Raw genomic sequence first — 23116 nt, 5'->3', positions numbered from 1 at the left:
AGAATGCAGATGACTGGTATGCTGGCAGCCGCCGCGCTCGCGCTCGGCGCCATTGTCGTGACCCCGCACCTTCCGCTGGAACACCGCACCCAGGTGCAGCACGCCAGCGGCACCGTGGATGCCGAATATCGTGGCACGGTGACACTCGCCGCGCGCCAGATCGGCACGCCCGCGCCGGGCGGCCGCGCCTCCACGCTGCGGTGCGAATGGACCGCCGGCCTTGCCGTGGAGCGGGAGGCGCGCCACGCCGGTGGCGGCCTGCTGTCGCGCACGATCGACGATGCCGACGGGCTGAAGCTCAGCCGCGCCGGCTGGTGCAATGCCCACCGCAACGACGTGGCGCAGCACTTTGCCGAACGCTCGGACGAGCTGCACCGGCAGCTGCTGGCCGTGGCCGAGGCCGATCGCGACATCCTGGTCTCGCAAGTCGAGCGGCAGCTGGCTATGACCGCCGGGTGAGACAGCTTTCCATCGTATTACTGGCCGCCCTGCTGCTCCCCGGCACGGCGGCCGCCGCTCAGTCCCTCGGCCCGGTGGCGCTGCGCCCCGCTTTCGAGATCGCCACGGAGGAGAACCGCCGCGGCGTCAGCTGGAGCGAAGGTCGCGCCGCCATTTCCGCCGATCTGGCACTGGAGGCCGGCGCGCTGGGCGCGACCGCCCGCCTTGTGTCCTTGCGCGATGCGGGCCTGCATGGCGGGGCCGACACCGTGCTCGACCTCGGCCTCTCCGCCACGCAGGACGTGGGGCCCTTCGCGCTGACCGGGCAGGGCATCGTGCACCTGTTCACCGGCGCCTTCGGCAAGCAGGATTATGCGGAGGCAGGTATCACCGCCGCCTACACGCTGGGGCCGGTGCGGGCGACCGCCGGCGGCATGTACGCGCCGGAACAGAGCGCGATCGGTGGCAGCAACCTGTACCTGTTCGCCGGTGCCGATGCCGGTATCCCGGCCACGCCGCTGACGCTGTATGGCCATGTGGGCCGCTCCACCGGTGATGTGGACGATGTCGTGCGTGCCGACCGGCTGCGTCCCGGCGGCCGCTACATCGACTGGCGCGTCGGCATCGACCATGTGACCGGCCCGCTGGCCGTGTCGCTGGAATATGTCGGGACCGACATCCCGGAGGTGGCTGCCCGGGGCGACCATGACGACCGCCTGATCGCCCGCGCCCGGTTCAGCTTCTGACGGCCGGACCGGGCGGCACGCTGCCCGGTCAGCGCAGTTTGCGTTCGACCTCGTCGAGCGAGCGGTTGTAGCTGGCGCTCTCACCGGCGCTGAGGAAACCCTGTTCGCGCACATGGCGGGCGGAGTCGGTCCGGACCCAGGCGATCTTCCCGTTCAGGCGCGCGGCTTCCGCCTGCGAGACACGTCCCGCCGCACGCGCGGCCTGCACCTGGCTGGCGACCGCCGCCACGCGCCGGGCCAGCGTGGTGTTGAGTGCATCGGGGTGCCGGCTCGCCTGCGGTATCGGGAGGGCGGCAGGTGTGGCCAGTACAGGAGCGGCCGCCAGCCCGAGTGCGGCGATGGTCAGGCTACGGGCAAGGATCGTACGCATGAGTTGCTCCAGGTCAGTCGCCATCCGCTGGCGGCGTCGACGACCTTGCCCGTCGGCGGCTGAACGGACGCTGTGATCCGCGCCCCGGCCGGACACAATCGCCGGTTCTATCCCGACTGCCGCACCACCAGTTGCGGCGGCAGGCGGACGGATGCCGCCTCCTCGCCATCGATGCGGCGGAACAGCAGGTCCAGCATTATGGTCGCCGCCCGCTCCAGATCCTGCCGCACGGTGGTCAGCGCCGGCATCACATGCGCGGCCAGGCTGACATCGTCATAGCCGATCACCGCCACGTCATCGGGCACCGTGCGCCCGCTGCCGGCCAGCGCCCGGATCACGCCCATCGCGATCACGTCCGACGCGGCGACCACGCTGTCGATCGTGCCGTCGATCGCGCCCATGTCCGCCTGCGCCCCTTGCGGATCGAACGACAGCGGCACCGCGATCTGCGGGCCGGGGGCGACACCCGCCGCCGCCAGCGCCGCCAGATAACCGGCATGGCGCGCCGCCAGTTCGGGGATGTCGGTCATCCCGGCATAGGCGATCCGCCGCCGCCCGGCGGCCAGCAGGTGCTCCGTGGCCAGCCGCCCGCCGGCCCGATTGTCGGTGCCGACGCAGCAATAGCCTTCCATCGCTTCCCCCCACACGATCAGCGGGCGATAGGCACGTGCAACCTCGCGCAGCCGGGCATCCTGGTCGGACTGGCACAGCACGATGATACCATCGACGCGCCCGCTCAACGCCAGGCTGTCCAGCCAGCCGGCATCCTCCGGTGCGCCGGTGGACAGCAGCATGGCATGTCCGCGCAGCGCCAACCCTTCCATCAGCAGGCCGATCAGCGCGGTGTAAAACGGGTCCGACACGCGCTGTGCGCTGGGGTGGCCCAGCGGAATCACCACCCCGATCGCCTGCGTCCGTCCCAGCCGCAGATTCCGTGCGGTCTGATTGATGCGGAAGCCGTGATCGTGGGCGATCGCCAGCACCTTCTGCCGCGTCGCCGGGCTAATCTGCGCGTGGCCGGACAGGGCGCGCGACACGGTCGCCGGGGTCACCCCGGCAAGGGCGGCGATGTCCGCCAGTCTGGTCACCTGCCTGCGTGTCATCGCGAAACTCCTGCACCGCCTTGCGCCAGCTAAGGCGCGCGACGGCAAGCTCTTTCTCCCGGATGGGATCCCCGGCATGGCCACGGTGCGCGGCGGCAGGTCGCTGGTTGATCAAACAAATATCCCACATACCGTGGCAAACTGCGTAAAATATCGGTGGCCATGCTGCCGAAACAATAATTCTGTTTGCACTTGACGGTGATGTTCGTACTTTGCGTTCGGAACGGAACGAAGCAGGGTCGGCCAGCCGCGTCCTCGGGCACACCGAAGGATCGCAGCGCACCAGACACTCGTGCCGGCCGTGTTGGGGAGAGGCGCCCGGAAGATCGTTGAATCGGGGGGTTAGCTGAATGAAGTCGATGCACCTGGTATCCCGTGCCGCACTTGCGGTGGCACTGGGCGTTGCGCCGCAGCTCATGGCCATGCCGGCCATGGCGCAAGCGGTGGAAGAAGAACTCGATCGCGAAGCCATCATCGTCACGGGCACCCGGCGGGTTGATCGCACCGTGACCGAATCCGCCGTCCCGGTGGACGTGTTCACCGCGGAGGATCTGGCGACGCAACCCAGCCCCAACCTGCAGACCATCCTGCGCAACCTCGTCCCGTCCTTCAACCAGCAGCGCAATGCCGGCGCCGACGGGGCCTCCTTCGTCCGTCCGCCCACCCTGCGCGGCCTTCCGCCAGACCAGATCCTGGTGCTGATCAACGGCAAGCGGATGCACCGCAGCGCGCTGGTGCAGGTGGCGGGGGACTCGCTCTCGTCCGGCTCGCAAGGCCCCGACCTGTCGCAGATCCCCTCCGTCGCGCTCAGCCGGGTGGAGGTGCTGCGTGACGGCGCCGCCGCGCAATATGGTTCGGACGCGATCGCCGGCGTGATCAATCTGGGTCTGCGCGACAATGATGACGGGCTGGAACTGAACGCCCGCTACGGCCAGAGCTACGAAGGCGATGGTGAAGACCTGCAGCTGTCGGCCAATGCCGGCTTCAAGCTGGGGGAGGGCTTCTTCAACATCTCCGGCGAGTACATCGATCAGAGCCTATACAATCGTGCGCGTGACCGGCCGGATTCGGCCGCCCTGCGCGCGCTGGGTGTCGACGTGCCGTTCCCGCCCACCCGTTATGGCCAGCCGGACAACGAGGCCTATCGTATCATCATCAACTCGGCGATCCCGGTCGATGCGGATACGGAGCTCTATTTCTTCGGCAATTACGGCTATGCCGATCAGGCGGTGGACTTCAACTATCGCCGCCCCGTGGCGGTGACGGTGCCGGGCGTGGTCGCCTTCCCGGGCGGTCCACAGGCGGCACCGCAGGCGTTCGGCAAGTCTGTCGGGACGATCTACCTCGACGCGATCCCCGGATTGCAGACCGCCGCGGGTGCGCCGGTCTACAGCGCTACCGGTCGCACCTTCGAAGCCAGCGAGGTCTTCCCCGAAGGCTTCACCCCGATCTTCCTGTCCACGAACGAAGATGTCCACGGCGTCATCGGCTATCGCGGGGAGACATCGTTCGGGATGCGCTTCGATCTCAGCGCCGCCACCGGGCGCAACCGCATCCGGTACGAGATGACGGACACGCTGAATCCGTCGCTCGGCCCGCAATCGCCGACCGACTTCTACCTGGGCTTCCTGGAACAGCGGGAAACCAACTTCAACTTCGATGCCAGCTATCCGCTGGAGGTCGGCTTCGCCAGCCCGCTGAACATCGCCGCCGGGCTGGAATTCCGGCGCGAGACCTATGTGGTGGGGCAGGGGGACGAGGCGTCGTGGGCGATCGGTCCCTATGCCACGCAGACGGTGCAGCGGGCCAACGGCACCCGCTTCCAGGCGACCGCGGCGGTGGGGGCCAACGGCTTCCCTGGCTATGGTCCGCAATCGGTCGCAGACGGGTCGCGCAACAGCTACTCGGCCTATATCGACCTGGAAACGGATATCGTGGAAGCGTTCACGCTGGGCATCGCCGGAAGGTTCGATCACTTCTCCGACTTCGGCTCGACGGTGAACGGGAAGGTCAGCGCACGCTATGCCTTCACCGATGCGATCGCCATTCGCGGCAATGTGTCGACCGGTTTCCGCGCGCCGACGCCGGGGCAGTCCTTCACCTCCAACGTGCAGACCGGCTTCCCCAATGGCAGCACGGTGCCCGTCGCCACCGCCACGGTGACGCCCGACAGCGTGACGGGCCGGTTCTTCGGTTCCGAGGCGCTGACGCCGGAAGAATCGGTCAGCTTCTCGGGCGGCGTGGTCATCTCGCCCAGCGGGCGGCTGAACCTGACGGTGGACTACTACAATATCGAGGTGACCGATCGTATCGCCATCACCTCGCCGTTCAACGTCACGCCGGCGCAGCAGCAGGCCTTGTCCGACCTGGGCGTCGGCAATGCCTTCGATCTGGGGCAGGTGAACTACTTCACCAATGGCTTCGCCACCCGCACCCAGGGTGTCGATGCGGTGCTGACCCATCGGGCCAGCCTCGGCTTCGGCAGCCTCAGCACCTCGTTGGCGGGCAACTACAACAAGAGCAAGGTGACCGACATCACCCGCCCTGCCGCCATCACGGCGCAGCGCGGGCTCAACATCGAAGGGCTCACGCCGGAGTTCCGTGCCGTGCTGGCCACGACCTTCGACGCCGATGCCTGGTATGTCACCGGGCGCCTGAACTATTCGGGCGAGATCACCTCCTACAACGACGTGCTGGCGACCGGCCCCACGGTGCAGACCTTCGGGGATGAGTTCACCTTCGACCTGGAAGTGGGCGCCACCATCGCCGAACGATTCCGCCTGGCGGCGGGCGTGGAAAACCTGTTCGACGAATATCCCGATCGGGAACTGCGCAACATCTATCCGGAAACGGGCGCGCAGGGCAGCGGGCGCATCTACAACGATGCATCCCCGATCGGCTACATGGGCGGGTTCTGGTATGTCCGCCTGGGCGCCAGCTTCTAGACTGGCACCAGCGTGAAACAGGGAAGTGCGGGGCCGCGCGGCTCCGCCCTTTTCTGTGTCAGGCGGCGCTCGCGGCGTCCGGCAGCGCCCGCTGCGCCAGCGGCAGCGCAGTGGTCAGCTTCAGCACCTCCACGGCGAAGGTGCTGGTGACGTTGACGATCTTCACCGCCTTGATCAGCCGCTTGTAGACCGAATCGTAGGCGGCGATGTCGGCGACGATCAGCTTGATCAGGTAATCCACCTCGCCCGCCATGCGGTAGAACTCGACCACCTCGGGCATCGCGGCGACCGTGGCGTAGAACGCGTCGAACCATTCCTCCGAATGTTCGCTCGCCTTCACATGGATGAAGACGGTCAGGTTCAGTCCCACCTTCTTGGGGTTCAGCAGCGTGACGCGCGCGCTGATGACGCCTTCTTCCTCCAGCCGGCGGATGCGCCGCCAGCAGCCGTTCTGCGACAGGCCGGTGCGTTCCGCCACGGCGGCAATGGACAGGGAGCCATCCGCCTGCAGGACGTCCAGGATCTTCAGATCGGCGTCGTCGAGTGCGATGTTGCTGACCGTGCTAAGCTTCATCGCCCGGCCATAGGCTAGGCGATCGAAGGATTCCAGCCGGATGGTGCGGTCCGTCCGGGCGCGGACCGGGGCTTCTGCTACATGCTGCGGCTGAACATCACCGCCGCCACGAACAGCAGGTACAGCCCGAACACGAACTTCAGCGGCCGGCTCGGCAGGCTGTGCGCCGCGGCCACGCCCAGGGGCGCGGTCAGGATCGACATGGCCGCCACCGCAGCCGTCGCCGGCAGGTTGACATAGCCCAGCGATCCCCACGGCAGGCCGTGCTGGCTGAGGCCGATGGCGACGAAGCCGATGGTGGTCGGCACCGCGATCAGCGCGCCCACGCCGCTGGCGGTGGCGATCGCGCGGTGGATGGTGCGCCCGCACAGCGTCATCATCATGATCGCCAGCGTGCCGCCACCGATTCCCAGCAGGCTGGAGAAGGCGCCCAGGCCCGTGGCGAAGGCGATCCGCACCGGACCACCCGGCATGTCGCTCGATACGACCTTGTCGCTCAGCTGCGGCACCAGGAAGTTGACGGACATCAGCGCCACGCCGGTACCGAAGATCAGCGTCAGCAGGCGCCCGTCCACATGATCCGCCAGCAGCACGCCCGCGCCGCAGCCCAGCACGATCCACAAGGCCCACCCGCGCAGGATCTCGAACTCGACCGCGCCGCGGCGAGCATGCGCGCTGAGGGAGCGTAGGGAGGTGACGATGATCGTCGCCGCACTGGTGCCGATCGCCACATGCGCCAGATGGTGCGGGTCGCCCCCCAGCAGCGGCAGCACGATCAGCAATGCCGGCACCACCACGAAGCCGCCCCCGATGCCGAACAGCCCGGCGGCAAACCCCGCGACCAGCCCTGCCGCCAGCAGGCCCAATGCCGGCACGATGATATCGATCATTGCACAACCCCTGTCTGTTCCAAAGGTCCGCTCCCGCAGCGCGCGCATCTTCCGTGTCACCCCCGGATGCCGTCGCCGATCCCTCGTTAGTTGCAATGTTCAATCTGAACAAGAGGGTAAAACCAGAAGAATCATGCGTTCAAACCAGCCTTCGTTGCTAAAAGTGTTTGACGCTGCAATGCGGTAATGGGACAACGAGGCGAGGGGCCAGCGGCAGCGGCCTGCCTGCACGGCAGCCGGCCTGTGCCTGACCCAGTGGTGGCAAAATCGGGGGTTTATCGAGATGATGGAACAGGACGCACGCGAAGATCTGCTGGGCCGTGGCTATTCACGGCGGCAGCTCGGCCGCATCGCCGCGCTGGTCGGTGGCGGCGCGGTGCTGGCGCAGGTCGCCGGTCAGGCCCAGGCGCAGAGCCAGGCCGCACGCGGCATCGCCGGCGCGGTGCGCATCGGCGCAAACGAATGCTGGACCGGCCCCTTCCCGGAAGCGGTCGCTGCGGCGGGGCGTATCGTCGGCGAAGGCAATCGCTACGATCCCGACGATCAGCGCGGCATGCTGCTGCGGACCGTGTCTCAGGTCGACGGCGTGCCGGAAGACCGCATCCTGCCGTGGCCGGGCTCCGGCGATCCGCTGGTCCGCTCCGTGATCTCGTTCTGCTCGCCGACGCGCGGGCTCGTCACCGCCGATCCGACCTTCGAATCGGCCTGGCGCGCCGCTGCCTGGCTGGAGGCGCCGCTGGCCAAGGTGCCGCTGCAACCGGGCAAGGGGCTGGACGTGCGCGCCATGCTGGCCGCCAATCCGCAGGCCGGCCTGTACTATATCTGCACGCCCAACAACCCGACCGGCACGGTGACGCCGCTGGCGGATATCGAATGGCTGGTGGCCAACAAGCCGGCCGACTCGGTCGTGCTGGTGGACGAGGCCTATCTGCACTTCTCCGAAGCGCCGAGCGCCGCGCAGCTCGCCGCCACGCGGGACGACGTCGTGGTCATGCGCACCTTCTCCAAGCTGTTCGGCATGGCCGGCATCCGCCTGGGCCTGACCTTCGCCGCACCCGCGCTGCACGACCGCATGATGCGCTATGACGGGCGGCAGGTGTCCGGCACGCTGCCGATCACGGCGCTGGCCTGCGGCACCGCTGCCTACCCGCTGGCCGACCGGATCGCCGCCCGCCGCGCAGAGATGATTGCCAACCGCGAACAGACCATTGCCAGCCTGGCGCGCCACGATGTCGAGGTCCATGGCGGCTCCGAAGCCAACATGATCATGATCGACTGGAAGCGTGGCCCCGCGGCCGACATCCAGAAGGCGCTGCTGGCCGAGAATGTGCAGATTGGCCGCTCCTGGCCGATCTGGCCCAACGTCTCGCGCGTCACGATCGGGTCGGCGCAGGACATGGCCGCCTTCAGCGCGGCGGTGGACAAGGTGCTCGCCTGAGCTGAGGCCAACCATGTGAACCCGAATGGGGCGGGTGCTCGTTGCATGATCCATGCAGTCCGCACCCACCCCGTCGCGTTCATCGTCTCGCCCGCTCTCCGTATGGCGCCCGCGTCGCCTGCTCGCCACCCGCGCTGCGCTGACCTTCGCCCATGGCCGCACCATCGTGGAGCGCGCCACTGCCATGGGCGTGGAGGTGGTGGAACTCCCGGGCGACCGGTTGAGGCTGGACCTGCCTGACGATCCCCGCCGGGCCTACGCGCAGGCGAAGGCCACGCTGGCGCTTACCGTCGCGCCACCGTCCAAGCGCCGCCTGCAACCGATTGCCCCCAGTGCGGACTGGCGCGTGGACCTGGCGGAAGGGTGTCCGGCGCATTGCAGCTACTGCTATCTCGCCGGCTCCCTCAAGGGGCCGCCGATCACCCGCGTTTATGCCAATCTGGAGGAGATCCTGGACGGGCTGCCGGCCTATCTGGGGCAGGGCACCATCACCTCGCGCAACGAAGCGCGCGTGGCGGAAGGCACCACCTTCGAGGCGTCCTGCTACACCGATCCGCTGGCGCTGGAGCCGCTGACCGGATCGCTGTCCGCCACGATCGCCTGGTTCGGCCGCTGGCAGGCCGATGCCCAGCTGCGCTTCACCACCAAGTTCGCCGATGTGGCGCCGCTGCTGGCGCTGGACCATGCCGGCCGCACGCGAATGCGCGCCTCGATCAACCCCGCCGCCTTTGCCCGCTTCGAAGGCGGCACCTCGCCGGTGGCGCAGCGCCTCGCGGCACTGGCGGCCATGGCCCGTGCCGGTTACCCGGTGGGGCTGACGATCGCTCCGATCATCGCCGCGCCCGGCTGGCAGGACGCCTACGCCACCCTGATCGGCGACGCCGCCACCGCGCTGGCAGACATTGCCGGACTGGACCTGACTGTCGAGCTGATCACGCATCGTTACACGCCCGGCTCGAAGGCCGTGCTCACCAGCTGGTATCCCGGCTCCTCGCTCGACATGACCGAAACGAACCGGGTCACCAAGCGTACGAAGTTCGGCAGCGAGAAGCAGGTCTACGACACGGCTACCATGCGGGAACTCCGCCGCTTCTTCGAGGAGCGGATTGCGCAGGAACTGCCGGCCGGGCGCATCCTGTACTGGACGTAAGCCAAGACCGGGCTGGGCAACCTGAGCGGTCTAGGAAGGCTTCGTCACCATTCCTTCGCTCTCTGGATACTATGTCGCGACCAAAGGGGGCCATTGAGAAAGTCCGCACGGCGGGAAGTTTCCTGTTGCACTAGGACAGGCATGCTTATTGTTGCTCGAGGCATATCAAAAAGATCTCACCCGCTTCCGTTCGTCTGAAATACTTGCTGAACGTCAGATAAACAATTTCTTCTCAACGAGCAGTGCCATCATCTCGCCGCATTTCGGGGACCTTCGCGGCAGGTCGTGCGTCCAGTCGACATACAGTGCCACTCAGGAGTTTTACGAAATGAAGATTGCTCTCAATAGTCTGCTCGCCGCTACGATGATGGTTGGTCTGGGCGGCGTTGCCCAGGCCCAGGACACGACGACGACGCAGCAGACTGCCCCGCAGCCGACCGATCCGATGGCGCCGACCGATCCGATGGCGCCGACCGATCCGATGGCGCCGACCGATCCGCTCGACCCGCGTGGTCCGACCACGACCCAGCCGATGGAGCCGACGCCCGCACCGACGTCTCCCACGACGCCGACGCCCGAAGCGCCTATGCCGGATGACAGCATGACGACAGATGATACGATGGACGGGACCACAGCCGATCCGATGGGCGAGAATGGCCTGTCGACGAGCCCGGAGCCGGATGCGACCCGCCCGCCGACGCTCTGACCCATTGATGAATTCGCAGGCAAGGCCTCCTTCCACTATGGTGGCAGGGGGCCTTGCCGTGTCTGCTGTCGAAGGCTGAACCGGTCGCGAGGCCTGAACGGCACCGGCACAGCCAAAGCGTTTTCCTACATCCGCTTCCCGCGCCTACGCGCTTCGGTATGAGCAACCGCCGCAACTCCAGCAAACGCCCTCGCCACAGGCGGTGGGCTGCCTACCTCAAGCTGCCGCCATTTCTTCCCGTTCCGCTGCGCACGCGCAAGGACGGCTGGACCCCTGCGCGGCAGGCACGCTTCATCGCCTTGCTGGCCGAGAGCGCCTGCGTACGGAAGGCCGCACAGCTGCTCGGCATGACCCGCGAGTCCGCCTACCGGCTGCGCAAGCATCCTGGTGCCGGCTCATTTTGCGCTGCATGGGACACCGCGGTGCGGGGGACACGGCAGCCGCGGTGGAAGTTCACACCGGTCGAGGCGCGCGCGTTGGCGCTCCAGGGCGCGTTCCACATTGCGCTTCATCGCGGCCGGGCGCGCACGATCTGGAGAAAGCCTGATGATTCCAGACTGTTGGGCGTGATCGGCCGGCTCGACCGGGCGCTTGGCGACCTCCTGCCGGGCTTTCCGGACGACCCGTTCGCCTGGCTGGACGTGCGGCGACAGATCCGTCGTTCCGTGTAACCCCCTCCTTGTGGTCCGCCGCCCGATTGCCCTTTGCCCCGGCCGCCCTTATGTGCGGCCCCGCCATGGGCCATTCCCGACCACTGACATTTGCCGTGCCCAAGGGGCGCATCCTGGAAGAGGCGCTGCCCGTGATGGCGCGCGCCGGCATCGTTCCGGAGGCTGCGTTCCACGACAAGGCCAACCGCGCGCTCAGCTTCGCCAGCGATGACGGGGCGACCCGCATCATCCGCGTGCGCGCCTTCGACGTCGCCACCTTCGTGGCGTTCGGCGCGGCGCAGGCCGGCATTGTCGGGTCCGACGTCATCGAGGAGTTCGACTATTCCGAACTCTACGCGCCGGTCGATCTCGCCATCGGCCACTGCCGCCTGTCCGTGGCGGAACCACGTGGAGGTCTCGGCGTGGATGACCTGTCCGCCCGTGCCAGCCATCTGCGGATCGCGACCAAGTACCCCAACATCGCCAGCCGCTGGTTCGAACGCCGCGGTATCCAGGCCGAATGCGTCAAGCTGAACGGGGCGATGGAGCTGGCGCCTTCGCTGGGGCTCAGCGGCCGCATCGTCGATCTGGTGTCCAGCGGCCGCACGTTGGCCGATAACGGGCTGGTGGAAACCGACCGCATCATGGACGTGTCCGCCCGCCTGATCGTCAACCGCGCCGCGCTGAAGACCGATCCCCGCGTGGCGGGACTGGTGGATCGCTTCCGTGCCCTGACGCGTGTGGTGGAGCCCGCCTGATGCTGCGCCTCCGCACCAGCGACGCCGACTTCGAACGCCGCTTTGCCCGGCTGGTCGATGATCGGCGGGAGAGTGACGGCGACGTCGCTCGCGCCGTGACCGACATCCTGCACGATGTGCGGGCACGCGGCGACGCGGCGCTGGCCGACTACACGCAGAGGTTGGACCGGCACACGCTCGCCAGCGACACCGACTGGCGGATCCCGGCGGAAGATTGCCGCGCCGCCTTCGAGGCGCTTGATCCGACCTTGCGCGAGGCGCTGGAACTCGCCGCCGACCGCATCACCGCCTATCACCGCGACCAGTTGCCCGCGGAGCGCGATTTCACTGACGATGCTGGCGTTCGGCTGGGCGCGCGGTGGAGCGCGGTCGATGCCGCCGGCCTGTACGTGCCCGGTGGCCGCGCGGCCTATCCTTCCAGCCTGCTGATGAACGCCATTCCCGCCAAGGTGGCGGGCGTGGAGCGGCTGGTCGTGGTCACCCCCACGCCCAACGGGCAGAGCAATCCGCTGGTACTCGCCGCGGCGCATCTGGCCGGCGTGGACGAGGTGTGGCGCGTCGGCGGGGCGCAGGCGATCGGTGCGCTGGCCTATGGCACGGCGCGCATCGCGCCGGTCGATGCGGTCGTAGGTCCCGGCAATGCCTATGTGGCGGAGGCCAAGCGCCAGCTTTATGGTGTGGTCGGCATCGACATGGTCGCCGGCCCGTCCGAGATCCTGGTGATTGCCGACGGGCGGAACGATCCCGACTGGATCGCCGCCGACCTGCTCAGCCAGGCGGAGCATGATCCCGCCGCGCAGTCGATCCTGATCACCGACGATGCCGCCTTCGCCGATCTGGTGGCCGATGCGGTGGACGTGCAATGCGCCCAGCTTACGACCCATCGGACCGCCCGCGAAAGCTGGGATGCGCATGGCGTGATCATCCTGGTCAGCGATCTTGCAGCAGAGTCGCCGGTGCTCGCCAACCGGCTGGCGGCCGAGCATGTGGAACTGGCGGTGGACGATCCGGAGGCGCTGTTCGCACTGCTGCGCCATGCCGGCAGCGTGTTCCTGGGGCGCCATACGCCCGAAGCGGTCGGGGACTATGTCGCCGGCCCCAACCACGTCCTGCCCACCGGCCGCCGCGCCCGCTTTGCAAGCGGCCTCTCGGTGCTCGATTTCATGAAGCGGACCAGCTTCATCTCGCTCGATGCGGCGGCTCTGGGCCGCATCGGTCCGGCCGCCATTGCCCTTGCCCATGCCGAAGGGCTGCCCGCCCATGCCCGTTCGGTGGAGTTGCGCCTGCCATGAGTTCGAAGTCCAAGTCCGTCGCCCGCTCCGCCGCCCGCCTGGGTGCGGTGCAGGCGCTCTACCAGCGCGAGATGGAGAACACCCCGCTGCCGCTGCTGCTGGACGAATTCCACCAGCACCGGCTGGGTCGTCCGATCGAGGAGGAGCCGATCGCACCGGCGGAGATGACCTTCTTCGACGATGTGGTGAAGGGCGCGCTGGCCCGGGCGGAGGAGATCGACGTGCTGCTGGAAAGCAAGCTCGCCAGCGGCTGGACCCTGGCGCGGCTGGACCGCACCATGAAGCAGATCCTGCGCTGCGGCACTTACGAGCTGCTGGCCCGTCACGACGTGCCGGTCGGCACGGTGATCAGCGAATATCTCGACGTCGCCCATGCCTTCTTCGATCCGAAGGAGGCCAAGTTCGCCAATGGCGTGCTGGACGCGGTGGCCAAGGCAGTGCGCCCTTCCGCCAGCCGGTGAGCCGCGAGGCCGCCTTCATCGACGGCTTGCGGATGCTCGCTGGCCATCAGGCGGCGCGCGGCCTGCTGGACGATGCCGCGGTGCTGGAGGTCGGCGGCGAGGCGCTGGTCCTGACGCATGACATGCTGGTGGAGGGCATCCATGTCCTGCCCGGGCAGGACGCGGCCGATATCGCGTGGAAGCTGGTGGCCACCAACCTGTCCGATCTCGCCGCCAAGGGTGCGGAGCCGGTGGGCGTGCTGCTGGGGCACATGCTGGGCGATGATGACGAATGTTTCCTGCTGGGGCTGGCGCAGGTGCTAGGCCGCTACGGCGTGCCGCTGCTGGGCGGGGATACCGTGGCCGGAGGTTCGCCGCGCAGCTGGGGCCTGACCGCGATCGGTCGCGCCACGCACCGCCCGGTGCCGGGCCGATCCGGCGCGCTGCCGGGCGACGGGCTGTGGGTAACGGGCGAGCTGGGCGCCGCCTTGCTCGGCTTCGAGGCCCTGCGCGACGGCACCGGCGCGGACAGCGCCGCCTATCGGCGGCCGCTGCCGCTGCTGGCGGAGGGCCGGGCGCTTGCCCCGCTGGTCACGGCGATGATGGACGTGTCCGATGGCCTGCTGCTGGACAGCTGGCGGCTGGCGGAAGCGAGCGAGGTTTCGATCGCCATCGACACCGCCGCCGTGCCGATCGCGACTCCGGAAAGCCGGCGGTTGCAGGCGCTGAGCTGGGGTGACGATTACCAGCTGCTGTTCTCCCTGCCGCCCGGCACGCAGCCGCCGGTCCCCGCCACGCAAATCGGCCAGGTGGAGCAGCGCGGCTTTGTGCCCCTGTTCGTGGACGGGCAGCCGATCGCCAATGCCGAAGGGTTGGGTTGGCAACACAACTGATTAGCTTCGCAGCTTTTTGCTTGCACATTCAGGATCATCGCGACTAGCCTGACTGCATTGATGGACCCGGCGACAATGATCGGGCCACAGGGAGAGGATAGCCCATGGGCTTGATCGGGATCGCGGTAGCGCTGGGCCTGCTGGCCATCGTCTATGGCCTGGTGACCGGCCGGCAGGTGCTGCGCGCACCGACCGGCACGGACCGCATGCGCGAGATCGCCGCCGCCATCCAGGAAGGCGCGCAAGCCTACCTTCGCCGGCAATACACGACCATTGCTGTGGTCGGCGCCGGCATGGCGCTGCTCGTGCTGCTGCTGCTCGGCCCGATCAGCGCCGGCGGGTTCGTCATCGGGGCCATGCTGTCGGGTGCGGCGGGCTTTATCGGCATGATCATCTCCGTCCGCGCCAACCTGCGCACCGCCGCCGCGGCGGGGGAAGGGCTGCAGCAGGGACTGACACTGGCGTTCCGGTCGGGTGCCATCACCGGCATGCTGGTGGCGGGCCTTGCGCTGCTGTCTATCGCCGTGTTCTTCGGCCTGCTCGTCGGTGTGTTCGGCTTGAACCCGGATGACCGGCAGGTGGTGGACGCGCTGGTGGCGCTGGCCTTCGGCGCCAGCCTGATCTCCATCTTCGCGCGGCTGGGCGGCGGCATCTTCACCAAGGCGGCCGATGTGGGCGCGGACCTGGTGGGCAAGGTGGAAGCCGGCATCCCGGAGGACGATCCGCGCAACCCCGCGGTGATTGCGGACAATGTGGGCGACAACGTCGGCGATTGCGCCGGCATGGCGGCCGACCTGTTCGAGACATACGTGGTCACCGTCGGTGCGACCATGGTGCTGACCGCGCTGCTGGTCCGCGACATCGGTGACCTGCTGCTGCCGCTGATGAGCCTGCCGCTGCTGATCGGCGGGGTGTGCATCGTCACCTCCATCATCGGCACCTATGCCGTGCGGCTTGGGGGCGGCACCAAAGTGATGCTGGCGATGTACAAGGGCTTCGGCCTGACCGCGCTACTGTCGATCCCCGCCATCTGGTTCGCGATCAACCTGGCGCTGGGCGACATGAACGCGGTGATCGGTGGCGATGCGTTGCTGCGCGGCACACAGGACGTGATGCCCGGTCAGCCGATCGACACGGAAGGCATGGCCGCTCAGGTGCGGCCGTTCACCGGCTGGGCGCTGTTCGCCTGCTGCATGGTGGGCCTGGCGATCACGGCGGCGATCATCTGGATCACCGAATACTATACCGGCACCAATTACCGGCCGGTCCGCTCCATCGCCAAGGCGAGCGAGACCGGGCACGGCACCAACGTGATCCAGGGCCTGGCCATCAGCTTGGAGGCGACCGCGCTGCCCACGCTGTTGATCGTGGCGGGGATCATCGGCGCCTACGAGATCGCCGGCCTGATCGGCATCGCCTATGCCGCGACCGCGATGCTGGCGCTGGCCGGCATGGTGGTGGCGCTGGATGCCTATGGCCCGGTGACCGACAATGCCGGCGGCATCGCGGAGATGGCCGGGCTGGATGCCACGGTGCGCGCACGGACCGACGCGCTGGACGCGGTCGGCAATACCACCAAGGCGGTGACCAAGGGCTATGCCATCGGCTCCGCCGGGCTCGCGGCGCTGGTGCTGTTCGCCGCCTATACCACCGATCTGACCGAGTTCTTCCCCGGGCTGGACGTCGATTTCAGCCTGGAGAATCCTTACGTCATCGTCGGCCTGCTGCTCGGTGCCTTGCTGCCATACCTGTTCGGCGCGATGGGCATGACCGCGGTTGGCCGCGCGGCGGGGGACGTGGTGCAGGATGTGCGCGCGCAGTTCCATGCCGATCCCGGCATCATGGCCGGCACCACCAAGCCGGACTATGCCCGTACGGTGGACCTGGTGACCAAGGCCGCGATCAAGGAGATGATCCTGCCCAGCCTGCTGCCGGTGCTGGCACCGCCCGCGGTCTATTTCGGGATCACGGCGGTGGCCGGGCAGCAGAACGGCTTCGCCGCACTGGGTGCGTTGCTGCTGGGGGTGATCGTCAGCGGGCTGTTCGTGGCCCTGTCCATGACAAGCGGCGGCGGCGCGTGGGACAATGCCAAGAAGTTCATCGAGGACGGCAATCATGGCGGCAAGGGGTCGGAGGCGCACAAGGCGGCGGTGACCGGCGACACGGTGGGCGATCCGTACAAGGACACGGCCGGCCCGGCGATCAACCCCATGATCAAGATCACCAACATCGTCGCATTGCTGCTGCTGGCGGCACTTGCAACCTGACCGGATGACGGCACGGAGGGACACAATGATCGGGTGACGGTTCATTGCCGCACCCTGCAATATTGTTGACTAGCCTTGTTGTGCCGCGCATCTGCGTCGCACGATGGCTAGCCGTGACCTCAAAGGACCGACGCCCGAACAGCTGGTGGCCGAGCTGAGCCTGCTGCTGGATCTGGAACCGCGCGGGGGAGACCGCTTCATCGGCCGCCGCCAGCCCGATGCGGCCGGACGGGTGTTCGGCGGGCAGGCGATCGCGCAGGCGCTGGGTGCAGCGCGCCGAACGGTGCCGGACAGCCGCACCGCCAATTCGCTCCACGCCTATTTCCTGCGCGCGGGTACCGACAAGGAGCCGATCGAGTTCCGCGTGAAGCGCGATCTGGACGGCAAGAGCTTTTCCAACCGGCGCGTGGTGGCGAGCCAGCAGGGCCAGCCGATCCTGAATCTGCTCGTTTCCTTTCAGGAGCCGCAGGACGGACCGGTGCATCAGTATGCCCGGATGCCCGACGTGCCGCCGCCGGAAGAGCTGGTGTCCGACGCGCAGATCCGCCGCGAAGTGGCCGAGCGGATGCCGGAAGGCCTGGCCAAGCAGTTCATGATCCGCAGCCGGCCGATCGATTTCCGTTCCGTGGAGCCACGCGACTGGCTGGACCCGCGTCCGCGTCCGCCAGTGGCGCATGTGTGGTTCCGCACCGTGGCGCCGCTGCCCGACCATCGCTCCGTGCACAATGCGGTGCTGGCCTATGCCAGCGACTTCCAGCTGCTTTCCACAGCATTGCAGCCGCATGGCCTCAGCTTCCCGCGCGGCGACGTGAAGGCGGCCAGCCTGGACCATGCATTGTGGTTCCATGGCGAGTTCAGCACCGATGACTGGCTGCTTTATGTGATCGAGAGCCCCTGGTCGGGGATGGCGCGTGGCTATGGCCGCGGGCAGATCTTTACCCGCGACGGCCGGCTTGTGGCCAGCGTGGCGCAGGAGGGCATGGTGCGGCTGGCCTGACAGCCGACGCTTTCCGGCAACGAGCGCTTGCCCTGCCGTCCGCCGCGGTGCCACACGGGGTCATGGACCCACATATTCGCGCCATGGTCGCCGCCGCGACCTTCGCCTCCATCACGGGCAGAAAAGTCGCCGGCCTGTTCGATCACGCCGCCGGTCAGGATCTGCGGATCGCCGCCGAGTGCCGTGGCGACCAGCTTCAGGGCTTCGACGGCGATCGTTCGGCCAGGTTCGGCGGCACCTTGCCGGAGATCTTCGACAGTGGCGAGCAGAGCTTCGTCTCGTTCGAACGGGATGGCGATCGGGTGAAGGGATACGACCGGGCGTCCGGCACCTTCTATGACGCTCACATCGCCGATGGTCTGGTGCAGGTCTACGATCACGGAGCGGCGGCATGGTTCGCCTATGACGTGCAGGATGCACAGGCGCCGCAAAGCTACCACCGCACGTAGCCCGCCGGACCGCGCGGCGATTGCCGTTGGCTGTCGATCCGATTACACCCGGGCCAGCAACAACGCTCGGCCGGCCGATGACAGCGATATGCCGCTATCTGGCTGGCCGCAGCCGGCAAACCGAAAGCGGATTGATGACGAACCGACGCGCACTCCTGGCGACTTCCCCCCTCGCTTTGCTGGCGATTGCCGGCACCACGCCCGCCGCTGCCGAGGAAGGCATGTGGACGTTTGACAATTTTCCGGAGGCGCAAGTGCGCGAAGCGTATGGCTGGGCACCGGACCAGGCGTGGCTGGACCACACCCGCCAGGCGGCGGTGCGGTTGACGGGTGGCTGTTCGGCCAGCTTCGTCTCGCCGCAGGGCCTGATCCTGACCAACCATCACTGCGTCGCATCCTGCCTGTTCGACAATTCGACGGCTGCCGCCGACCTGCTTGACGCCGGCTTCATCGCCGGGCGCCGCGAGGACGAGGTCGCCTGCCCCGGTCAGCAGGCCGAGGTGGTGACCGGCATCACCGACGTGACTGGCCGCGTGCGCACCGCGCTGGAGGGTCTTGGCGGCGAGGCGCTGACCCGCGCGCGGGATGCCGCGATCGCCGCGATCGAGGACGAGAACTGCACCGACCGGGCGACCACGCGCTGCCAGGTGGTGACCCTGTTCGGCGGCGGGCAGTACAAGCTGTACACCTACCGCAAGTACTCGGACGTGCGCCTGGTCTGGGCGCCGGAGGATCGCGCGGCGACGTTCGGCGGCGATCCGGACAATTTCAACTTTCCGCGCTATTCCATGGATGCGAGCTTCCTGCGCGCATACGAGAACGGCCAGCCGGTGCAGCCCGCAGCGCATCTGAAGTGGAACCCGCGCGCGCCACAGGAAGGCGAGCCGACCTTCGTGGTGGGCAATCCCGGCTCCACCAGCCGCCTCTACACGCAAAGCCAGCTGGCGTTCGAGCGGGAGGTCGCGCTGCCGGCCAGCGTCACCAGTTTTTCCGAACTGCGCGGCCGGCTGATCGCCGCCATGCAGGGTAGCGAGGAGCGCGCGCGTGAAGGGCTGGACCTGCTGAACGGGATCGAGAACTCGCTGAAGGTCTATATCGGCCGGCAGCGCGCGCTGAACGATCCTGCCTTCACCGCCCGGCTGGCCAGTGCCGAGACGGATCTGCGCGGGCGCACCGACGTGACCGCCGGCGATCCGTGGGAGCAGGTGAGCGAGGCGGTCGGCGCCTATCGCACGCTGTACCTGCCGTATCGCTACACCCAGCCATCGGCCGACCTGTATGCCTATGCCCACGATCTGGTGATGGCGGCGCAGGAACGGGCCAAGCCCAATGCGGAGCGTCTGCCCGCCTACAGCGACAGCGCACTGCCGCTGCTGGAGAAGGAGGTGCTGGACGAGCGCCCGATCTATCCCTGGCTGGAGGAGCTGCGGCTTTCGTGGAGCCTGTCCAAGGCGCGTGAATATCTCGGCGTGGATGATGCCGACACCAGGCTGCTGCTGGGCCGTGAAAGTCCGGAGCAGCTGGCCGCGCGGCTGGTCGCCGGCACGAAGCTGGCGGACCCCGCCTATCGCCGGCAGCTGTGGGAGGGCGGTCTGGCTGCGATCCAGGCGTCGGACGATCCGCTGATCCGTTATGCCCTGCAGCTGGAGCCGCGCCAGCGGGAACTGCAGCAGCAGGTGGATGCGCAATATCGCGGGCCGCTGGCCGCCGCCGGTGCGAAGCTGACCGATGCGCGGTTCGCCGCCTATGGCGACAGCCAGTATCCCGATGCGACCTTCACCCTGCGCATCAGCTACGGCAAGGTGGCCGGGTGGGAGGAGCGGGGCACGACGGTGCCCTTCGCCACCAATCTGGGCGGCACCTTCGACCGGGCGACCGGCAGTGCGCCATTTGATCTCGCCCGCGGGTTTGCTGCCAGGGAGAACGAGATCGACCGCGATGCGACCTATGATTTCGTGACCACGAACGACATCATCGGCGGCAATTCCGGCAGCCCGGTGATCGACCGGGCCGGCACGGTGATCGGGGCGGCGTTCGACGGCAACATCCATTCGCTCGGCGGCAATTACGGCTACGACCCCGCCTTGAACCGGACGGTCGTCGTCTCGACTGAGGCGGTGCAGGAGGCGCTGGAGACGATCTATCCGGCACCGGCGCTGGTGCGGGAGCTGGCCGGCGGGTGACTGGCACCCCCGTGACGGAACCCGCGCCGACGACCGACGCCGATCACGCGCGGCACAATGCCCGGATGAAGCGGATGAAGGTGGCGCGCGACAAGCTGCAGGCGCGCCGCACGGCGGAGCGCGGCCTGCTGATCGTGCATACCGGCAACGGCAAGGGCAAGTCGTCCGCCGCCTTCGGCATGGCGATCCGTTCCGTCGGATGGGGGATGCGGGTGGCGATCCTGCAATTCGTGAAAGGCACCTGGGAGACGGGGGAGCGCAACTTCTTCGCCGCCCTGCCGCCCGGACTCGTCAGCTTCGAAAGCATGGGCGAGGGCTTCACCTGGGACACGCAGGACCGCGCCAAGGATATCGCCGCCGCGGCGCGCGGATGGGAACGGGCGCAGGCGCTGATCCTCGATCCCGAAATCGATTTCGTGATCCTGGACGAACTGAACATCGTGCTGGCTGACGACACGCTGCCTTTTGACGACGCGCTGGCCTTCCTGCGCGAGCGGCCGCTGACCAAGCACGTCTGCATCACCGGGCGCGGTGCCCGGCCCGAGCTGGTCGAGCTGGCCGATCTGGTGACGGAATTCGGTGAGGTGAAGCACCCGTTCAATGCCGGGTTCAACGCGCAGAAGGGCGTGGAATATTGACGCGATGCCCCGGCGGGAGCTAGGGCGCGCTGCGCGAACGGCTCCCCGGTGACGGGGATGAAAAGGGAAGTCGGGATCGGCCACTGGCTGCAGCCCGCGCTGCCCCCGCAACTGTGATCGGGGAATGTCGCCCGAACTGGCCACTGGGTGCAGATCCGGGAAGGCCGGGCGACATGGTGATCCGAGAGCCAGGAGACCTGCCGGTCGCCAGTCGATCCATCGTGCGGACGGGGTGCGCCGCGCGGACGAGGCAGAAACCCTCGAGTGGCGACACGGGCGTCAGGCCGACGCACGCGCATGGTCTGCGCGGCGCCGGCCCTGTGTGGTTTGGGGCTTTTTACATGCGAATTCCCTGTCTTCTGGCGGCGCCGGCCGCCCTGCTTGCGCTGCCGTCCGCAGCGCAGGATACGGATGCAGATGCGAACATCATCGTAACTGCGATCGGTGCGCCACAGGATGCCGCCACCACCGGGCAGGCCGTCACGGTGATCGACCGCGACACGATCGAGCAGCGGCAGACCGTCGCGATCAGCGATCTGCTGGCGACCACGCCCGGCGTCACGGTGACGCGCAATGGCGGGCTGGGTACTGTGACGAGCCTGCGCATCCGTGGGGCGGAGGGCGACCAGACGCTGGTGCTGATCGACGGTGTGCGGGTGAACGATCCATCGGCGCCCGGCGGCGGGTTCGACTTCGCTCACCTGCTCGCCTCCAGTGTGGAGCGGGTGGAGGTGCTGCGCGGCCCGAACTCCGTGCCGTGGGGCAGCCAGGCGATCGGCGGCGTGGTCAATGTCATGACCAAGGCGCCGTCCGCCGGCCTGCAGGCGCGCGGCAATGTCGAGTATGGCAGCATGGACACGCTGTTCGCCAGCGGCGGCGTGTCGGGCAGCAGCGGGATCGTGTCAGGCGCGCTGACCGGCGGCTATCTGCGCACGGACGGCATCTCCGCCTTCGATGGCGGCACGGAGCGGGACGGGTACCGGCAGTACGGTGCCAGCGGCCGGGCCGAGGTCGCGTTCACACCCGACCTGCGGCTGGACCTGCGCGGATACTGGGCCGACAGCCGGACCGATCTGGACGGATTCCCCGCACCCGCTTTCGCCTTTGCCGACACGAACGAGTATTCGACCGCGCAGGAGCTGTACGGCTATGCCGGGCTGCATGGCGACATCCTCGACGGCCGCTGGCGCAACACGGTCGCGTTCCAGATCGCCGATGTGGACCGCGACAATTACGACCGGGATGCCGGGGCGGCGCCGCTGTTCGTGTCGCGGGGCCGCTCGGAACGCTACACCTACAAGGGCGACGTCGACGCGATGGACCGTGTGCGGCTGGTGATCGGCGCGGAGCATGAGGATACCCGCTTCGACGACGGCGTGCAGGATTACAGCCGTGGCACCACCAGCTTCTGGGGCGAGGCGATCCTGACCCCGCTGGATCCGCTGACGATCACCGGTGCCGTCCGGCGTGACGATGATGACGCGTTCGGCGGCCGTACCACCTTCGGCGCGAATGCCGCGCTCGCCGTGGGTCCGGGAACCACCCTCCGCGGCAGCTACGCCGAAGGCTTCAAGGCGCCGACCCTGTACCAGCTCTATGCCCCGTTCTACGGCACGACGACGCTGGAGCCGGAGACTGCGGAAAGCTGGGATGCCGGCGTGGAGCAGCGCCTGCTGGGCGATGCGCTGGTGGCAAGCGCCACCCTGTTTCACCGTGACACGACCAACCAGATCGATTTCGACCTCCTGACCTTCACCTATTCCAACATCGCCCGCACGCGTGCGCAGGGTCTGGAGCTGGGGCTGGTCGCGCGGCCGGTAGACGGGCTGACCATCTCCGGATCGTACAGCCTGATCGATACGGAGAACCGCAGCGCCGGCTTCGTCGGCAATCACCTGGCCCGCCGTCCGCGCAACAGCGGCAGCCTGTCGGCCGATTACCGCTTCACCTTCGGCCTCTCGCTGGGCAGCACGGTGCAGCTGGTCGGCGACAGCTTCGACGATGCCGGGAACACCACCCGGCTGGAGGGCTACACGCTGGTCAGCCTGCGGGCCGAGATGCCGGTGGCGGATCGCTGGTCGGTCTACGGCCGGGTCGAGAACCTGTTCGACGAACAGTATCAGGTCGTCAGCGGATACGGCACGATCGGCCGGGCCGCCTTTGGCGGTGTCCGCCTGCGGTTCGACTGA

21 protein-coding genes and 1 riboswitch are annotated in these 23116 nt (G+C 68.0%); of the genes, 17 read left to right on the top strand and 4 right to left on the bottom strand.

Translation table 11 applies throughout. The features are described 5' to 3' along the window. The first annotated feature begins 9 nt into the window (after nt 1-9). Entirely contained in the window at nt 10-459 is a 450-nt protein-coding gene (locus tag PK98_RS17025) for a hypothetical protein (RefSeq protein WP_161792415.1), read from the top strand. Next, nucleotides 456-1184, top strand: coding sequence for a TorF family putative porin (locus PK98_RS07610; RefSeq protein WP_052208187.1), 729 nt, complete (start codon nt 456-458; stop codon nt 1182-1184). The genes PK98_RS17025 and PK98_RS07610 overlap by 4 nt, the downstream gene beginning before the upstream one ends. A 28-nt stretch (nt 1185-1212) precedes the next feature. On the opposite strand, the gene PK98_RS15950 is transcribed toward PK98_RS07610, so the two are convergent. Both PK98_RS15950 and PK98_RS07600 read right to left on the bottom strand, forming a co-directional pair. Beyond that, nucleotides 1213-1554: a hypothetical protein gene (locus PK98_RS15950; protein ID WP_152608561.1), complete on the bottom strand. Its 342-nt coding sequence runs from the start codon at nt 1552-1554 to the stop codon at nt 1213-1215. A gap of 107 nt (nt 1555-1661) precedes the next feature. Continuing rightward, on the bottom strand, nt 1662-2657 hold the full coding sequence (locus PK98_RS07600; RefSeq protein WP_039095478.1) for a LacI family DNA-binding transcriptional regulator: 996 nt from the start codon (nt 2655-2657) through the stop codon (nt 1662-1664). A gap of 350 nt (nt 2658-3007) precedes the next feature. Here PK98_RS07600 and PK98_RS07595 point away from each other — a divergent pair, with 350 nt between their 5' ends. Further along, nucleotides 3008-5602 carry a TonB-dependent receptor plug domain-containing protein gene (locus PK98_RS07595; protein ID WP_039095477.1) on the top strand — a complete coding sequence of 865 codons (2595 nt, stop codon included), beginning with the start codon at nt 3008-3010 and terminating at the stop codon, nt 5600-5602. A 58-nt stretch (nt 5603-5660) separates the two neighbouring features. On the opposite strand, the gene PK98_RS07590 is transcribed toward PK98_RS07595, so the two are convergent. Together PK98_RS07590 and PK98_RS07585 are read right to left on the bottom strand one after the other, a co-directional pair. Beyond that, nucleotides 5661-6176 carry an Lrp/AsnC family transcriptional regulator gene (locus PK98_RS07590; protein ID WP_052208183.1) on the bottom strand — a complete coding sequence of 172 codons (516 nt, stop codon included), beginning with the start codon at nt 6174-6176 and terminating at the stop codon, nt 5661-5663. Nucleotides 6177-6253: 77 nt separating this feature from the next. Beyond that, on the bottom strand, nt 6254-7066 hold the full coding sequence (locus PK98_RS07585; RefSeq protein ID WP_039095475.1) for a sulfite exporter TauE/SafE family protein: 813 nt from the start codon (nt 7064-7066) through the stop codon (nt 6254-6256). A 283-nt stretch (nt 7067-7349) separates the two neighbouring features. Between PK98_RS07585 and PK98_RS07580 the strand changes: the two genes are divergently transcribed. The 14 genes from PK98_RS07580 to PK98_RS07515 all read left to right on the top strand — a co-directional run bounded on the left by PK98_RS07580 (nt 7350) and on the right by PK98_RS07515 (nt 23116). Continuing rightward, nucleotides 7350-8504, top strand: coding sequence for a pyridoxal phosphate-dependent aminotransferase (locus PK98_RS07580; RefSeq protein WP_039095474.1), 1155 nt, complete (start codon nt 7350-7352; stop codon nt 8502-8504). 52 nt (nt 8505-8556) lie between these two features. Further along, nucleotides 8557-9654 (top strand): SPL family radical SAM protein, encoded by a 1098-nt coding sequence (locus PK98_RS07575; protein ID WP_039095473.1) that lies wholly within the window; start codon nt 8557-8559, stop codon nt 9652-9654. 328 nt (nt 9655-9982) lie between these two features. Next, nucleotides 9983-10360 (top strand): hypothetical protein, encoded by a 378-nt coding sequence (locus tag PK98_RS07570; RefSeq protein ID WP_152608560.1) that lies wholly within the window; start codon nt 9983-9985, stop codon nt 10358-10360. 158 nt (nt 10361-10518) lie between these two features. Further along, nucleotides 10519-11031: a hypothetical protein gene (locus PK98_RS15945; RefSeq protein ID WP_052208182.1), complete on the top strand. Its 513-nt coding sequence runs from the start codon at nt 10519-10521 to the stop codon at nt 11029-11031. Nucleotides 11032-11096: 65 nt separating this feature from the next. After that, nucleotides 11097-11768 carry an ATP phosphoribosyltransferase gene (gene hisG, locus PK98_RS07560; RefSeq protein WP_039095470.1) on the top strand — a complete coding sequence of 224 codons (672 nt, stop codon included), beginning with the start codon at nt 11097-11099 and terminating at the stop codon, nt 11766-11768. Then, nucleotides 11768-13060 carry a histidinol dehydrogenase gene (hisD, locus tag PK98_RS07555; RefSeq protein WP_039095469.1) on the top strand — a complete coding sequence of 431 codons (1293 nt, stop codon included), beginning with the start codon at nt 11768-11770 and terminating at the stop codon, nt 13058-13060. The genes hisG and hisD overlap by 1 nt, the downstream gene beginning before the upstream one ends. Further along, on the top strand, nt 13057-13521 hold the full coding sequence (gene nusB, locus PK98_RS07550; RefSeq protein WP_039095468.1) for a transcription antitermination factor NusB: 465 nt from the start codon (nt 13057-13059) through the stop codon (nt 13519-13521). Before hisD ends, nusB begins: the two co-directional genes overlap by 4 nt. Beyond that, nucleotides 13518-14393 carry a thiamine-phosphate kinase gene (gene thiL, locus PK98_RS07545; protein ID WP_039095467.1) on the top strand — a complete coding sequence of 292 codons (876 nt, stop codon included), beginning with the start codon at nt 13518-13520 and terminating at the stop codon, nt 14391-14393. The genes nusB and thiL overlap by 4 nt, the downstream gene beginning before the upstream one ends. A gap of 104 nt (nt 14394-14497) precedes the next feature. Next, on the top strand, nt 14498-16660 hold the full coding sequence (locus tag PK98_RS07540) for a sodium-translocating pyrophosphatase (RefSeq protein ID WP_039095465.1): 2163 nt from the start codon (nt 14498-14500) through the stop codon (nt 16658-16660). A gap of 103 nt (nt 16661-16763) precedes the next feature. Next, a complete protein-coding gene (locus PK98_RS07535) occupies nt 16764-17657 on the top strand; it encodes an acyl-CoA thioesterase (RefSeq protein WP_039095464.1) in 894 nt (297 codons plus the stop codon). 62 nt (nt 17658-17719) lie between these two features. Further along, nucleotides 17720-18106, top strand: a complete 387-nt coding sequence (locus PK98_RS07530) for a hypothetical protein (protein WP_039095463.1) — start codon at nt 17720-17722, stop codon at nt 18104-18106. 134 nt (nt 18107-18240) lie between these two features. Beyond that, entirely contained in the window at nt 18241-20289 is a 2049-nt protein-coding gene (locus PK98_RS07525; RefSeq protein ID WP_052208431.1) for a S46 family peptidase, read from the top strand. Beyond that, entirely contained in the window at nt 20286-20927 is a 642-nt protein-coding gene (cobO, locus tag PK98_RS07520; RefSeq protein ID WP_268745935.1) for a cob(I)yrinic acid a,c-diamide adenosyltransferase, read from the top strand. The genes PK98_RS07525 and cobO overlap by 4 nt, the downstream gene beginning before the upstream one ends. A 21-nt stretch (nt 20928-20948) precedes the next feature. Continuing rightward, nucleotides 20949-21146: riboswitch (cobalamin riboswitch) on the top strand. Nucleotides 21147-21268: 122 nt separating this feature from the next. After that, nucleotides 21269-23116, top strand: coding sequence for a TonB-dependent receptor plug domain-containing protein (locus PK98_RS07515; RefSeq protein ID WP_039095460.1), 1848 nt, complete (start codon nt 21269-21271; stop codon nt 23114-23116).

The sequence above is a fragment of the Croceibacterium mercuriale genome, assembly GCF_000802385.1.
GTDB classification, from domain to species: Bacteria; Pseudomonadota; Alphaproteobacteria; order Sphingomonadales; family Sphingomonadaceae; genus Croceibacterium; species Croceibacterium mercuriale.
Note: the sequence above shows the minus strand (reverse complement) of the source record. Positions and strands in the feature narration are given on the sequence as shown.

Coding starts and splice junctions, on each gene's coding strand:
- PK98_RS07585 (WP_039095475.1), bottom strand. CDS start 7,066: ATGATCGATATCATCGTGCCGGCATTGGGCCTGCTGGCGGCAGGGCTG.
- hisD (WP_039095469.1), top strand. CDS start 11,768: ATGCTGCGCCTCCGCACCAGCGACGCCGACTTCGAACGCCGCTTTGCC.
- PK98_RS07525 (WP_052208431.1), top strand. CDS start 18,241: ATGACGAACCGACGCGCACTCCTGGCGACTTCCCCCCTCGCTTTGCTG.
- nusB (WP_039095468.1), top strand. CDS start 13,057: ATGAGTTCGAAGTCCAAGTCCGTCGCCCGCTCCGCCGCCCGCCTGGGT.
- PK98_RS07570 (WP_152608560.1), top strand. CDS start 9,983: ATGAAGATTGCTCTCAATAGTCTGCTCGCCGCTACGATGATGGTTGGT.
- PK98_RS07540 (WP_039095465.1), top strand. CDS start 14,498: ATGGGCTTGATCGGGATCGCGGTAGCGCTGGGCCTGCTGGCCATCGTC.
- PK98_RS17025 (WP_161792415.1), top strand. CDS start 10: ATGACTGGTATGCTGGCAGCCGCCGCGCTCGCGCTCGGCGCCATTGTC.
- PK98_RS07530 (WP_039095463.1), top strand. CDS start 17,720: ATGGACCCACATATTCGCGCCATGGTCGCCGCCGCGACCTTCGCCTCC.
- PK98_RS15945 (WP_052208182.1), top strand. CDS start 10,519: ATGAGCAACCGCCGCAACTCCAGCAAACGCCCTCGCCACAGGCGGTGG.
- PK98_RS07600 (WP_039095478.1), bottom strand. CDS start 2,657: ATGACACGCAGGCAGGTGACCAGACTGGCGGACATCGCCGCCCTTGCC.
- PK98_RS07580 (WP_039095474.1), top strand. CDS start 7,350: ATGATGGAACAGGACGCACGCGAAGATCTGCTGGGCCGTGGCTATTCA.
- PK98_RS07535 (WP_039095464.1), top strand. CDS start 16,764: ATGGCTAGCCGTGACCTCAAAGGACCGACGCCCGAACAGCTGGTGGCC.
- PK98_RS07595 (WP_039095477.1), top strand. CDS start 3,008: ATGAAGTCGATGCACCTGGTATCCCGTGCCGCACTTGCGGTGGCACTG.
- hisG (WP_039095470.1), top strand. CDS start 11,097: ATGGGCCATTCCCGACCACTGACATTTGCCGTGCCCAAGGGGCGCATC.
- PK98_RS07590 (WP_052208183.1), bottom strand. CDS start 6,176: ATGAAGCTTAGCACGGTCAGCAACATCGCACTCGACGACGCCGATCTG.
- PK98_RS07575 (WP_039095473.1), top strand. CDS start 8,557: ATGCAGTCCGCACCCACCCCGTCGCGTTCATCGTCTCGCCCGCTCTCC.
- PK98_RS07515 (WP_039095460.1), top strand. CDS start 21,269: ATGCGAATTCCCTGTCTTCTGGCGGCGCCGGCCGCCCTGCTTGCGCTG.
- PK98_RS15950 (WP_152608561.1), bottom strand. CDS start 1,554: ATGCGTACGATCCTTGCCCGTAGCCTGACCATCGCCGCACTCGGGCTG.